Raw genomic sequence first — 12,509 nt, forward strand, 5'->3', positions numbered from 1 at the left:
CTCTTCGCCACCCCACCCCGCTCGCTACGCGAGCGACCCTCCCCCTCCAGGGGAGGGTGATCCTTGCGGCACCCCAATCGTCCAAATGCGATTGACGTGTCCGTGGGGACTCAATCATCAAACCGACCGCTCCGCCCGGCCTTGATATCGCCGCGGCGCTTCTTGCCTTCGAGGCGGCGCTTCTTGGAGCCCAGCGTCGGGCGGGTGGCGCGGCGTGGGACCGGGCGGACCATGGCTTCGCGCAGCAATTCGAGCAGGCGGTCGATCGCGTCCGCCTTGTTGCGCTCCTGGGTGCGGAAGCGCTGGGCGTGGATCACGATCACGCCTTCCTTGGTCATGCGCTGGCCGGCGAGATTGATCAGCCGCAGCGCGGCGTCTTCCGGCAGCGCGATCTTGCTGGTGTCGAAGCGGAGCTGGGCGGCGGTCGACAGCTTGTTGACGTTCTGCCCGCCCGGCCCGGACGCGCGCACGAAGCTGATCTCGATATCGTCCTCGTCGATCGCAAGATTGCGGCTGATCCGCAGCATGGGGCACCAATACGGTTGATGCCGCGCGGACCGCACGGCGCGCCGACTGTCTAGCATATTTGCTCATCGAGGCACTCGCCCCGCGCCGCAGCACGCTCCCTCGCCCCGCTCTTGCGGGGAGAGGGCTGGGGTGAGGGGCTCTCTCCGCGAGTCGCAGCCGCTCGGCTGTGTGGAGGCGCCCCCTCACCCGCCCGGCTGCGCCCGGACGACCTCTCCCCGCGCGCGGGGAGAGGTTACGCCGTGCTCGGGGTGGAGGTGAGCCGGCCGCTAATTCGCCCTTGCCGGCGGCGGGGTGCCCGCCGGTTTCACGGCGTTCGGATCGGCGGCCGCCTGCGGGGTGCGGCCGACCACGACGGTGAGGAGGCCGTCGGACCACAGCCGCTTGGCGGCGCGCTTGGCATCGTCCATCGTCACGGCGTTGATCACCGCGCTGCGGTTGTCGATGTAGTCGATCGGGAGGCCGTCGTTCTGATACTGCAGCATCGCCTGCGCGAGCTTCGCCGAGGTGTCGAGCGACAGCATCTGCGAGCCGTTGAGATACGACTTCGCCTCGTCGAGCTCCTGCTGGGTCGGCCCCTCTTCGGCCATCCGCTTCACCTCGGCTTCGATCGCCTCGATGCTCTGCGTGGCGCGATCGGCGCGGGTGCCGGTGGCGCCGGTGAACAGCGCCGAGTGCTCCATCCACACCATCGACTCGTAGATCGAATAGGCCAGCCCGCGCTTCTCGCGCACCTCGCGATACAGCCGCGACGACAGCGAGCCGCCACCGAGGATGTGGTTGACGACATAGCCGGCCATGAAGTCCGGATCGGCGCGCTTGAAGCCCGGGCCTCCGAACATCACCACGGTCTGCGGCACGTCGAGCGGCACGAAGCTGCGCTGCGGCGGCTTGGTGGCGACGACGTCGGGCACCGGCGCGAGCTGCGCCTTCGCCGGCAGGCTTCCGAACGTCGCGTCGAGGAGCTTCGCCAGCGTATCGGCGTCGACATCGCCGACCACCGCGATCTTCAGCGTGTCCTTCGCCAGCACCTTGCCCACATAGGACTTCATGTCGTCGACATTGACCTTGGGCAGGCTTTCGAGCGTGCCGGTCGAGGGCCGACCGTAGGGGTGGTCACCGAACGCGACCTGCAGAAACTTGCGGCTCGCCATCGTGTTCGGATCGAGCGACTGGCGGCGCAGCGTCGAGATCAGTTGCGCGCGGATGCGCTCGACGTCCTTGGCTTCGAACCGCGCCGCGGTGAGCGAGGTGTGCAGCAGGCCGAACGCCTCGTCGCGGTTCTCCTTCAGCATCCGCAGCGAGCCGCGGAAGTAATCGCGGGTGACGCTGTAGGACAGCTGGATGGCGCGGCGATCCATCCGCTCATGGAAGGTCGCCGAATCCATGTCGCCCGAGCCTTCATCGAGCAGGTTCGCCACCATGTGGCCGACGCCGGGCTTGTCGGCCGGGTCCTGACTGGCGCCGCCGTCGAACGAGTACTCCATCGAAATCAAAGGCACCGTGGCATCCTGGACGAACCAGGCATGGATGCCGCCGGGCGTGACGAGATTCTGGATCTTCGCCGCGGCGAGGGTCGGAGACGCGGCGGCGAGCGTGACAGTCGCGGCGAGCGCGACGCGCTTGATGAAACGAACGGCGATGCTCACGAGCGCTTCTCCTCGGGCTTCGGCAGCGTGCCTTTGACCAGATAGCCCGTCACCGAACGATTGCGGTCGAGGAACTGCTGGGCGACGGCGCGAACCTGTTCGGCGGTGACGGCGCGGATCCGGTCCGGCCAGGTCTGGATGTCCTGCACGGTCAGTCCCGATGTAACCGCGGCGCCGTACCAGCGCGCCAGCGTCGCCTGATTGTCCTGCGCGTAGATCGCCTCGGCGATCAGCTGCGTCTTGACCCGTTCGAGATCTTCGGAGCGGATCGGATTGCGGACGATATCGGCGATGACGTTGTCGACCGCCTTCTCGATCTCCGAGAACTCCACGCCCGGCTTCGGCGTCGCCGCGACGACGAACTGGCTGTCGTCGAGCGCCGTACCCTGATAGTTGGTGCCGACACTGATCGCGAGTTGCCGGTCGATCACCAGCGCGCGATACAGATACGAATTGCTGCCGCCGCCCATCAGTTGCGCCAGCACTTCCAGCGCGGTGCTTTCGCCCTTGGCGGCGGTGTGGGCCGAGGGCACCAGATAATAGCGCCGCACGCTCGGCTGCTCGACCCGCGGATCGGCCAGCGTCACGGTGCGCGGGCCGGCCGGCGTCGGCTCCTGCGGCCGCATCCGCTGCAGCGCGATCGACGGCTGCGGCGGGATCGCGCCGTAGATGCGCTCGATCGCCGGGCGGATCTGATCGGCCTCGACGTCGCCGGCGATCACCAGCGTCGCATTGTTCGGTGCATAGAAGCGGCGATAGAAGGCGAGCGCATCGTCGCGATCGAGCTTCTGGATTTCCTGATGCCAGCCGATCACCGGGCGGCCATACGGATGGTTGAGATACAGCGCCGCCATGATCTGTTCGGTCAGCCGCGCGTCGGGATTGTTGGCGACCCGCATGTTGTATTCCTCGAGCACGACGTCGCGCTCGGGCAGCACGTTCTCGTCCTTCAGCACCAGGCCGGTCATGCGATCGGCCTCGAACTCCATCATCCGCTCGAGCTGGTCGCGCGGCACGCGCTGATAGTAGCCGGTGTAGTCGTATGAGGTGAAGGCGTTCTCGTTGCCGCCGATCTTCAGCACCGTCTGCGAGAACTCGCCGACCGGATGCTTCGACGTCCCCTTGAACATCAGATGTTCGAGGAAGTGCGCCAGCCCCGATTTGCCGGGCGTCTCGTCGGCCGAGCCGACCTTGTACCAGATCATCTGCGTTACCACCGGCGTGCGATGATCCGGGATCACCACGACGGCGAGGCCGTTGGGAAGCGTGAAGGTCGCGGGCGGGTTGGCCGTCACGGTCTGGGCACTGGCGGCGCCGGCGAGGCACAGCGTGGCGAGGACGGCGAAGGCGGCGCGCAGCGGAGAAGCGAATGCGGTCATGGTCAGGCGATCATCCCGGTGGGAGAGGTCGGATCGGGCCGGCAGGCAGCCAAGCGCGGCGGCGCGCCCGACAGGGCGCACCTTGGCAGATATCGAGATGGGAGAGGTCGAACGCGAGGCGGCGTGGCCGCATCCGGCGGGAGATGGCGAGCTCTGTGCTAAGCGCCCGTCCCCGGATCAATTGCTGACTTCTTTGCCCGTCATCACGTCGATGCGCTTGTTGCCGAGCGCTTCTTTCGGGCCCGTGCCGTAGGCAAAATTAGACGACGGGGTCTGATAGCCGACCGGCGGCTGGGTCAGCGACTCGCGGGTCGGCTCGCCAGTGAACGGCGCGGTCTCGGCCTTGTTGCTGCCGCCGAACAGGCTGGACAAGCTGCCGTTGAAGCCGAGCTGCGACGGGCTCAGCATCGGGTTGTTCACCTGGTTGCCGGGCTGAGTCACATCGCCATTGGCCTTGTTGGACGAATCGGTACGGACCGCGGCCAGTTCCGACGGCATCAGCGGACGCGCGGATTCCTGCGGCGTCGGCTTGCTCTTGCGCGAAGCGGCGCGTGCTTCCTTGCGGGCCTGCACATCCGGGTCTTTCGGCCAGTTCGGCGCGTTGACCTGCTGAGCGGACGCTTCCGGCGGCGGCAGATCGAGACTGCGCGGCACCACCAGCGGCGAGCGCTCGCGATAATTGATGCCGGAATTTTCCATGTTGGTGGCGCCGATGCCCCTCATCAGGCCGCCGATCAACTTATCTTCGAAGCTCCGGTCGTCGTCTTCGGCGGCTTCCTGCGCGCGCGCGACGCCTGCGGTCAGAACCATTCCGACGCCCAGCGCAACCGCAGCCAGACGGGCCGCACGCAGCCAAGACGCCGGCGCGGCGTGCGAAATCGAGAGGGTGTGCATGGTCTGGCGCATGGCGTTGATCCTGTTCACGTCTTGCGATCGATCGCCGGCCGCGACAGGTCGCCGGCGCGGTTTTGGCCGCGGTGCCCGTATCGTCCGGGATCAGGGCGCTTTTGCGGCGGGTGCCCCGAAGAAGGAGTCATACAGCAGCGCCGCGACGCCGACAACGATCGCCGCGTCGGCAAGGTTAAACACGTACCAGCTATAGATTTTTCCTGCGATCTGGACGTGAAACAGGGCGAAATCGACCACCGCCCCATAGGCCAGCCTATCGATCGCATTGCCGATCGCGCCGCCGATGATCAGCCCGAGACCGATCGTCGCAAGCCGGGTGGTGGAGCGCGACATCCAGATCGCCAGCACCACGATCGCCACCGCCTTGAAGGCCAGCATGATGGTCTGCCCGAGCGGCCCCTGATCGGAGAACCAGCCGTAGGAAATACCGGTATTCCAGGCCAGCACCAGATCGAAGAACGGCGTGATGCTGACCAGCCCCTTGCGGGCGAGATCGAAGCCGAACAGCAGCCAGAGCTTGCTCGCCTGATCGAGCACCAGCGCGAATGCGGCGGCCAGGATGCCGAGACGGAGCGGGGTCATGGCGAGGCGCCCGCCCCGTGGCGAGCCGTCGTCCCCGCGCAGGCGGGGACCCATACGCCGTGTCGGATCGGTTGAAGCGAGGCATCAGTCATAGGCATTGCCTCGAACGCAGGCGCCAGGGGTTATGGGTCCCCGCCTGCGCGGGGACGACGAGAGCTTTAGACCGGAGCGCCCAGCGCCTTCCACTCGCGCAGCGCCTGGGCGTCGCGGGGGGAGACGTCGGGGTAGTCGGGGTCGCTGCCGACGCTGGACAGGATCTTCCACGAGCGGGCGCATTTGGTGCCCTGCGCGCGGTCGACCACGACGGCGACATCGGCAAGCTCCGGCAGCCGGAACGCATCCGCCGGCGGCGTGTCGTTGCCGCGCAGGATCTCGACCATCGCGTTCGAGGTGATGCAGATCTCGGCCCAATCGACGTCGAAGATGTCGCCCATGAACTGCTCGGGCAGATAGATCATCGGCGAGGCTTCGAGCGACGAGCCGATCCGCTTCGCCGCGCGCTCGACTTCCAGCGCGCCGGTGACGACGCGGCGCACCGCGCGGATCAGCGTCCACTTCTTGGCGAGCGCATCGTCGCGATACGATCCGAGATCGAGCGGGAACAGCGTCAGGTGCACGCTCGGCTCGGCATCGGGACGAACCATCGTCCACGCTTCGTCCGCGGTGAACGACAGCACCGGCGCCAGCCATTTCAGGATGGCGTCGCAGATGATGTCGATCGTGGTCAGCGCCGACTTGCGCGCCAGCGACGACGGCGGATCGCAATACAGCGTGTCCTTGCGGATATCGAAGTAGAATGCCGACAGCTCGGTGTTCATGAACGCGGCGAGCGACGACACCACGGTCTTGTAGTCGAACTCCGCATAGGCGGCGCGCACGACGGCGCTCTGTTCGGCGAGCTGATGCAGCATCAGCCGCTCCAGCTCCGGCATATCCTCGATCGCCACCGCCTCGTCACGCTTGAAATGATGCAGCGTGCCGAGCATCCAGCGGATCGAGTTGCGCAGCTTGCGATAAGTCTCGACCACGTTCTTGAGGATCTCGGGGCCGATGCGCTGATCGTCCGCGTAGTCGGTGGCGCACACCCACAGCCGCAGGATGTCGGCCCCCGAGGATGCGATCACCTTGGCCGGATCGGTAGTGTTGCCGAGCGACTTCGACATCTTGCGGCCCTGCTCGTCGAGCGTGAAGCCGTGCGTCAGCACGACATCATAGGGCGCGCGGCCGCGGGTGCCGCAGCTCTCCAGCAGCGACGAATGAAACCAGCCGCGATGCTGATCGCTGCCTTCGAGATACATCACGGTGTCGGCGCCGCCGTCGACCTTGCGACGGATGCCGGCGAGGCCGGGGAAATTCTGCGCATCTTCGAGCACGAAGGCGTGGGTCGAACCTGAATCGAACCAGACGTCGAGAATGTCGTCGACCTTCTGCCAGCCCTCGGCGGTGCGATCGCCGAGGAAGCGCTCGGCGGCACCTTCGGCGTACCAGGCGTCGGCGCCTTCCTGCATGAAGGCTTCGGCGATGCGCTGATTGACGATCTCGTCCTGCAGGATGTCGACCGAGCCGTCGCCTCTGTCCTTGATGAACACCGCGATCGGCACGCCCCAGGCGCGCTGCCGCGAGATCACCCAGTCGGGACGGCCGGAGATCATGCCGTTGATGCGGTTCTGGCCGGCCGGCGGCACCCATTGGGTGACGGAGATCGCCTGCAGCGCGCGGGCGCGCAGCGTGTCGCCGGGTTTCGCCACACCGTCATCGACGATGTCCTTGTCCATCGCGATGAACCATTGCGGCGTGTTGCGGAAGATCACCGGCTTCTTCGAGCGCCACGAATGCGGATACTGATGCTTCAGCTTGCCGCGCGCCACCAGCATCCAGGCCCCGATCAGTGCCTGGATCACCGCCTCGTTGGCGTCGCCCTTCTCGCCCTTGTCGTTGATCACCCGCTTGCCGACAAAGCCCGGTGCGTGATCGGTCAGCGCGCCGTTCTCGTCGACGGTGTAGGGAATCGTCGACGCAATGCCGCACGCTTCCAGCGCGCGGGCATTGGACATCCAGATGTCGAAGTCCTCGCGGCCGTGGCCGGGCGCGGTGTGCACGAAGCCGGTGCCGGTGTCGTCGGTGACGTGGTCGCCGTCTAGCAGCGGCACGGTGAATTCGTAGCCGCCGGCGAACCCACGCAGCGGATGCGCGCACTGCATCGCCTTCAGCACGCGGGCTTCGACTGTCGATACTCTTTCATACGCAACGACGCGCGCCTGCTTGAATACGCTCTCGGCCAGCGCATCGGCAAGAATATAGACGTCGCCGGTCTTGGCCCAATTGTCGGCGGGCGCATCGGTGACCTTGTAGAGACCGTATTCGATTTTTGACGAGAAACTGATCGCGCGGTTGCCCGGCAGCGTCCAGGGAGTCGTCGTCCAGATCAGCACCGAAGCATTTTCCGACGCCAGACCGTTCGCTGCGCCGATGTCTTCTGACGGCCACGCAGCGCCGTCGCCGACCACGTGGATGGCTGGAAACTTCACCCACACCGTATCGCTGGTGTAGTCCTCGTACTCGACCTCGGCTTCGGCGAGCGCGGTCTTTTCGACCACGCTCCACATCACCGGCTTGGAGCCGCGATACAGCGTGCCGTTGGCGGCGAACTTCATCAGTTCGCGGGCGATCTGCGCTTCGGCTGCGTAGTTCATCGTGGCGTAGGGATGGTCCCAATCGCCGATCACGCCGAGCCGCTTGAATTCCTCGCGCTGCACGTCGAGCCACTTTTGCGCGTAAGCGCGGCATTCCTTGCGGAACGCCACCATCGCGGTCGAATCCTTGAAGTTCGGCTTCGGCTTGCCCTTGGAGCGATAGTTCTCTTCCTCGATCTTCCATTCGATCGGAAGGCCGTGGCAGTCCCAGCCCGGCACGTAGTTGGAGTCGTGGCCGAGCATCTGCTGGCTCTTGGTCACGACGTCCTTGAGGATCTTGTTCAGCGCGTGGCCGATATGGATGTGGCCGTTGGCATAGGGCGGGCCGTCGTGCAGCACGAATTTGGCGCGGCCCTTGGCGCTGTCGCGCAGCTTGCCGTAGAGGTTCATCTCCTCCCAGCGCTTGAGCATCTCCGGCTCGCGCTGCGGCAGCCCGGCGCGCATCGGAAACTCCGTCTGCGGCAGGAAGAGCGTCTTGGAATAATCATTGCCGCTCTGGGCGGCGTCGGTCTTGGCGGGCTTGTCGGACATGGAAGCTCTGGGTCAAGAGGCGCTGACGCGATCGATCGCGATGAAGTAAGACGGTCCCGGTCTTGCGCCGAACTCAAAAGCTCAGGCGGAAGCCGGGCCGATAATGCTGATGATGGCGCGCCGCGGTGACATGCGGCATTCATTAGCAGGCGGTCGCAGGATCGCAAAGCCCCGCGGCGGTCATCCTTGCGTCGGGCCGCCCTTCCCGAGCAGCTTGGCTGGGTTGCCGCCGACGATCGCGCCCGTCGGAACGTCTCGGGTGACGACGCTGCCCGCACCGATCACGGCGCCATCACCGATGGTGATGCCGGGCAGGATGATCGCACCGCCGCCGATCCAGACGTCACTGCCGATCGTCACCGGGCGGCCGAATTCCAAGCCGTCGCGGCGGGTGGCGGCGTCGCGCGGGTGGTCGGCGGCGTAGATCTGCACCGCGGGCCCGATCTGGGTGCGATCGCCGATCGTCACCGGCATGATGTCGAGAATCACGCAGTTGAAATTGAGGAAGACGCCCTCGCCCAGCGTGATGTTGTAGCCGCAGTCGCAGAAGAACGGCGGACGCACCACCGCGCCCTTGCCGACACGGCCGAGATGCTCGGACAGCAGCACGTGCCGCTCCGCCGCCGGCTGCGCGCCGGAGACATTGTAGCGGGCGATCCACGCCTTGTTGGTGGCCTCGTCGGCGGCGAGCTCGGGGCTGCCGGGGCGATACAGCTCGCCCGCCAGCATCTTCTCCTTCTCGGTCTTGGTCATGTCACCTCGCCGAGCTTCGGAAACGCGCCGTGGTCGGCGGCCAGCGCCGCCCTGGCGCGGGCGCTGTCGTCGTCCATCTGGCGGACCAGCGCCTCGATGCTCTCGAACTTCTCCTCGTCGCGGATGAAGGCAATGAAGGCGATGTCGAGCTCTTCGCCGTAAAGCGAGCCTTTGAAATCGAACAGGAACGTCTCGAGCAGCGGCGCGCCGTTGTCGAAGGTCGGGCGGCGGCCGAAATTGGCCACGCCATCGTAATGCTTGCCGCCGCGGGCAATCCGCACCGCGTAGATGCCGTGCTTCAGGCTGCATTGCGGGTCGAGCCGGATATTGGCGGTCGGATAGCCGAGCTCGCGGCCGCGCTTCTCGCCGTGGATCACCTCGCCGGTGACGAACCACGGCGCGCCGAGCATTTCGGTGGCGGCGGCGATGTGCCCCTCCGCCAGCGCCTTGCGGATCGCACTCGACGACACCGGGTGATCGCCGAAATCGACATGCGGCTGGACATCGACTTCGATGCCCAGCGCCGGCGCCTCGCCGACCAGCATCGAGGGCGAGCCGCCGCGGCCCTTGCCGAAGTGGAAGTCGTAGCCGACCGCGATGCCCTGAACGCCGAGCCGGTCGATCAGCTCGTGCTGGATGAAATCATGCGCCGTGGTGGCGGCGCGCTTGGCGTCGAAGCGCAGCACCACGGCGCCGTCGAGGCCGGCACCGGCGAGCAGCCGCAGCTTGCCGCGCTCATCGGTGAGCCGGAACTGCGGCGCGTCGGGCGCGAAGAATTTGCGCGGGTGCGGCTCGAACGTGACCGCGAATGCCGGCGCCTTGCGGATCCGCGCCATGTCCAGGCATGCCCCGATCACGGCGCGGTGGCCGCGATGCACGCCGTCGAAATTGCCCATCGCCACCACCGCGCCTTTCGGGATGGCGGACGCGGGGGTGTCATCGCGGATCACGACAAAGCCAGTCATTTTCGGATTTCAATTCATCGCTTCAAAGGTGGGAAAATGACGGTGACGCCGAGAGGTATGGGAAGTCAAGGTAGACCCTTCCCAAACACCGCTGCGCCGCTTCCCCACAATCCGTTAGAACGATGTATTGGCAAGATTTTTCGTCATGGCCGGGCTCGTCCGGGCTCGTCCCGGGCATGACGAAGCAGACTCCATCCGAAAACAGCGCCGGCTGCTCAGCCGCCGCGGACCGGCGGCACTTCCAGCCGCTCGCGGCGGCAGGCGCGGCGGTCGATCTCCTCGCAGGCGCGGAACTGCAGGTCCTTGCTCATGCAGATCCGCACCTCGGTCAGCCGGGTGCGGTCGCAGATCACCGCGATCGCGGCCGCGCTCAACCCCGGATTGGCCTTGACGAAGGCGTCCTCGACCTCGGCCGGCGTCACCGTGCGCGGCTCCTTGGCGTCGATGAAGTCCGGCGGAACCCGGACTGCGGCGCGTGCCTTGCGGATGTTCTCGAAATAGTCGCGCGCGGAAATGCCGGCGCAGGTGCCGTGCTTGTCCCACTCGTTGTAGATCAGCCCGGGCGCCGGCATCAGGTCGAGCATCGAATTCATGATGCGCCGGTCGAGCCGCGGCGACGGCCGCTGGCAATATTCCGGGAAGCCGCGCTCGTATTGCGGCCACAGCCCGTGCACCACGAAGGAAAACGGCCGGCCGCCGCACTGGATCTGCTGCGAGCGCCCTCTGTTGCCGCGCTCGGACGCCTGCTCGCAATAGGACGGCGACCACGACAGCGCCAGCACATAGAAATCGAACTCGCCCGGCGCGTTCTGCCGCGTGTCTTGGGCGGCCGCCGCAGTGGCGACGAGAGCGGCCGCGCAAGCCGCGACAGCGGCGATCATGGATCGCCAGCGATGGTGGAAACCAAGCATGATGAAAGCCCCGCCCCGATGATCGACGAGCCTAGCGATCACTTCGGAACGTTTCAAGAACGCAAATAGTGCAAACCATCACGGACGCATCCCGCAAATTTCGCGGCCGTCCAGACGGGCACTTCGGCTGAGTGCAGCTTACGGCCGGGCCGCCTTGCAGGCCGGATTGAACGCCCAGTTGCGATCGAGGCCGACGATGCAGAACTCGACGCCGTCGGCGAAGCCGGCGAGGCCGCCGTCTTCGATGATCGAGTAGTGCAGCCGGTGGACTTTGCCGTCATTCAGCAGCGCATCGCCGGTGCAGTAACGGCGCGGAATGTTGTCGCTCTGCCAAGGCCGGAACGCGACTTCCTGGATCCGCGCGTAGCCGGTGATGCGCAGCGCTGAATTCCAGAAGGTGCCTTCCTTCTCGGCGAACTGATGCGTGATCGACGGCAGCCCGGCTTCACACTCCGGCAGATTGCCGTCATAGCGCGGCCCCGACAGCCAGAAGTTCTTCTCGAGCGGGTTCGCGGCCTGCGCAGCCGGCGCCAGCGCGAGCACACCCAGCAGGGCCGCGAAGCCGGCCGCGGACGATTTCAGGAAAGGAGCAGCGCGCATGGATGATTCACCGATCGTTATTGGCGCGGACGGTGCCGCGAAGCCATGCCGGGGTCAAGTGCAGCGCAGCCACACCTCCGCAGATCCCACAGCGCAACCGGCCGCGCGTTCTTTCCATTGCGGTCGCAAGGCACTAGACTCGCCGAAGTCATGAAGGAGATTCCGATGCGTATGCTGAAGGCTGCCGGCCTTGCTGTTCTGTGTGCCATGCTGTCCGGCACCGCCGCCCGCGCCGACACAGTGCCGGCCTTCAAAGGCAACGATACCGGCGGGATCATCTCCTACAATCTGGTCGGCGTCGCCGACGTCCGGACCATGGCGATCGAGCACTGCGCCCGCTACGGCAAAGTGGTGAAACTGCTCGGCGCGCAGGCCAATTACGGCGGCTACATCTCGTTCTCCTGCCGCTGGGTGCCGTATGGCTCGACCGAGCGGCCGCTGCGCGTCGGCTACTGAACGGGGCTACCGCCATGAGCCGCGCCGCGACGATGCGTTTCTGGCTGCTACCGCTGTTGATTGCTGTGCCCGCAACGGCCGCGCAGGCGATCGATCTGCCGACCCGCAAGCCCGGGCTGTGGGAGCTGAAGATGCAGCGTCCCGGCTCGGCCGGCGAAGACATCGCCATGCAGCATTGCACCGATGAGACCACCGACAAGAAGATGACGTCGGCGGTGCAGCCAATGGCCACCGAGTCTTGCTCGAAGCAGGACATCCAGAAGACCGCGACCGGCTACGTCAACGACACGGTGTGCAACATCGCCGGCATGACGACCAAGTCGCACGCCGAGATCACCGGCGACTTCAATTCGGCCTACTCCGTCAAGATCACGTCGCAGAACGAGAACCCGCTGCCCGGCGTGCCGAAAAGCGCCAACATGACGCTCGACGCCAAATGGCTCGGTCCATGCAAGGACGGGCAGAAGCCGGGCGACATCGTGATGCCCGGCGGCATCAAGATGAACGTCACCGACATCGATAAGCTCAAGGCGCTGATGCCGAAGAAGTAATGCCG

General features: G+C 66.1%; 12 protein-coding genes. 2 read left to right on the forward strand and 10 right to left on the reverse strand.

What is annotated here, in order from left to right:
- Window positions 1–110: 110 nt before the first annotated feature.
- The 10 genes from arfB to LPW26_RS22045 all read right to left on the reverse strand — a co-directional run bounded on the left by arfB (window position 111) and on the right by LPW26_RS22045 (window position 11,497).
- On the reverse strand, window positions 111–527 hold the full coding sequence (gene arfB / locus LPW26_RS22000; RefSeq protein WP_238737808.1) for an alternative ribosome rescue aminoacyl-tRNA hydrolase ArfB: 417 nt from the start codon (window positions 525–527) through the stop codon (window positions 111–113).
- Between the two features lie 267 nt (window positions 528–794).
- A complete protein-coding gene (locus tag LPW26_RS22005) occupies window positions 795–2,174 on the reverse strand; it encodes a M16 family metallopeptidase (RefSeq protein ID WP_238737810.1) in 1,380 nt (459 codons plus the stop codon).
- Window positions 2,171–3,553: a M16 family metallopeptidase gene (locus LPW26_RS22010; protein ID WP_238737812.1), complete on the reverse strand. Its 1,383-nt coding sequence runs from the start codon at window positions 3,551–3,553 to the stop codon at window positions 2,171–2,173. Before LPW26_RS22010 ends, LPW26_RS22005 begins: the two co-directional genes overlap by 4 nt.
- 177 nt (window positions 3,554–3,730) lie before the next feature.
- Window positions 3,731–4,459 (reverse strand): hypothetical protein, encoded by a 729-nt coding sequence (locus LPW26_RS22015; protein ID WP_238737814.1) that lies wholly within the window; start codon window positions 4,457–4,459, stop codon window positions 3,731–3,733.
- 90 nt (window positions 4,460–4,549) lie between these two features.
- Complete coding sequence (gene lspA, locus LPW26_RS22020; RefSeq protein ID WP_238737816.1) at window positions 4,550–5,044, reverse strand: signal peptidase II; 495 nt, start codon at window positions 5,042–5,044, stop codon at window positions 4,550–4,552.
- A 158-nt stretch (window positions 5,045–5,202) separates the two neighbouring features.
- Window positions 5,203–8,268 (reverse strand): isoleucine--tRNA ligase, encoded by a 3,066-nt coding sequence (ileS, locus tag LPW26_RS22025; RefSeq protein ID WP_238737818.1) that lies wholly within the window; start codon window positions 8,266–8,268, stop codon window positions 5,203–5,205.
- 180 nt (window positions 8,269–8,448) lie between these two features.
- Complete coding sequence (locus LPW26_RS22030; protein ID WP_238737820.1) at window positions 8,449–9,021, reverse strand: sugar O-acetyltransferase; 573 nt, start codon at window positions 9,019–9,021, stop codon at window positions 8,449–8,451.
- On the reverse strand, window positions 9,018–9,986 hold the full coding sequence (locus tag LPW26_RS22035; RefSeq protein ID WP_238737822.1) for a bifunctional riboflavin kinase/FAD synthetase: 969 nt from the start codon (window positions 9,984–9,986) through the stop codon (window positions 9,018–9,020). The genes LPW26_RS22030 and LPW26_RS22035 overlap by 4 nt, the downstream gene beginning before the upstream one ends.
- Window positions 9,987–10,201: 215 nt before the next feature.
- The gene (locus LPW26_RS22040) at window positions 10,202–10,897 is read right to left on the reverse strand and encodes a ribonuclease T2 (protein WP_238737824.1); all 696 of its coding nucleotides are present in this window, start codon (window positions 10,895–10,897) and stop codon (window positions 10,202–10,204) included.
- 138 nt (window positions 10,898–11,035) lie between these two features.
- Window positions 11,036–11,497 (reverse strand): hypothetical protein, encoded by a 462-nt coding sequence (locus tag LPW26_RS22045; RefSeq protein WP_238737826.1) that lies wholly within the window; start codon window positions 11,495–11,497, stop codon window positions 11,036–11,038.
- A 165-nt stretch (window positions 11,498–11,662) separates the two neighbouring features.
- On the opposite strand from LPW26_RS22045, the gene LPW26_RS22050 reads away from it, so the two are divergent.
- The gene (locus LPW26_RS22050) at window positions 11,663–11,953 is read left to right on the forward strand and encodes a hypothetical protein (RefSeq protein ID WP_238737828.1); all 291 of its coding nucleotides are present in this window, start codon (window positions 11,663–11,665) and stop codon (window positions 11,951–11,953) included.
- Between the two features lie 14 nt (window positions 11,954–11,967).
- Window positions 11,968–12,504 carry a DUF3617 domain-containing protein gene (locus LPW26_RS22055; protein WP_238737830.1) on the forward strand — a complete coding sequence of 179 codons (537 nt, stop codon included), beginning with the start codon at window positions 11,968–11,970 and terminating at the stop codon, window positions 12,502–12,504.
- Window positions 12,505–12,509 lie beyond the last annotated feature (5 nt).

The organism is Rhodopseudomonas infernalis, assembly GCF_022271405.1.
Taxonomy (GTDB): domain Bacteria; phylum Pseudomonadota; class Alphaproteobacteria; order Rhizobiales; family Xanthobacteraceae; genus Rhodopseudomonas; species Rhodopseudomonas infernalis.

What these genes read in the sequence shown, in the direction of transcription:
- ileS (WP_238737818.1), bottom strand. Translation starts at nt 8,268, where the DNA reads ATGTCCGACAAGCCCGCCAAGACCGACGCCGCCCAGAGCGGCAATGAT.
- LPW26_RS22030 (WP_238737820.1), bottom strand. Translation starts at nt 9,021, where the DNA reads ATGACCAAGACCGAGAAGGAGAAGATGCTGGCGGGCGAGCTGTATCGC.
- LPW26_RS22010 (WP_238737812.1), bottom strand. Translation starts at nt 3,553, where the DNA reads ATGACCGCATTCGCTTCTCCGCTGCGCGCCGCCTTCGCCGTCCTCGCC.
- LPW26_RS22055 (WP_238737830.1), top strand. Translation starts at nt 11,968, where the DNA reads ATGAGCCGCGCCGCGACGATGCGTTTCTGGCTGCTACCGCTGTTGATT.
- arfB (WP_238737808.1), bottom strand. Translation starts at nt 527, where the DNA reads ATGCTGCGGATCAGCCGCAATCTTGCGATCGACGAGGACGATATCGAG.
- LPW26_RS22050 (WP_238737828.1), top strand. Translation starts at nt 11,663, where the DNA reads ATGCGTATGCTGAAGGCTGCCGGCCTTGCTGTTCTGTGTGCCATGCTG.
- LPW26_RS22040 (WP_238737824.1), bottom strand. Translation starts at nt 10,897, where the DNA reads ATGCTTGGTTTCCACCATCGCTGGCGATCCATGATCGCCGCTGTCGCG.
- lspA (WP_238737816.1), bottom strand. Translation starts at nt 5,044, where the DNA reads ATGACCCCGCTCCGTCTCGGCATCCTGGCCGCCGCATTCGCGCTGGTG.
- LPW26_RS22015 (WP_238737814.1), bottom strand. Translation starts at nt 4,459, where the DNA reads ATGCGCCAGACCATGCACACCCTCTCGATTTCGCACGCCGCGCCGGCG.
- LPW26_RS22045 (WP_238737826.1), bottom strand. Translation starts at nt 11,497, where the DNA reads ATGCGCGCTGCTCCTTTCCTGAAATCGTCCGCGGCCGGCTTCGCGGCC.
- LPW26_RS22035 (WP_238737822.1), bottom strand. Translation starts at nt 9,986, where the DNA reads ATGACTGGCTTTGTCGTGATCCGCGATGACACCCCCGCGTCCGCCATC.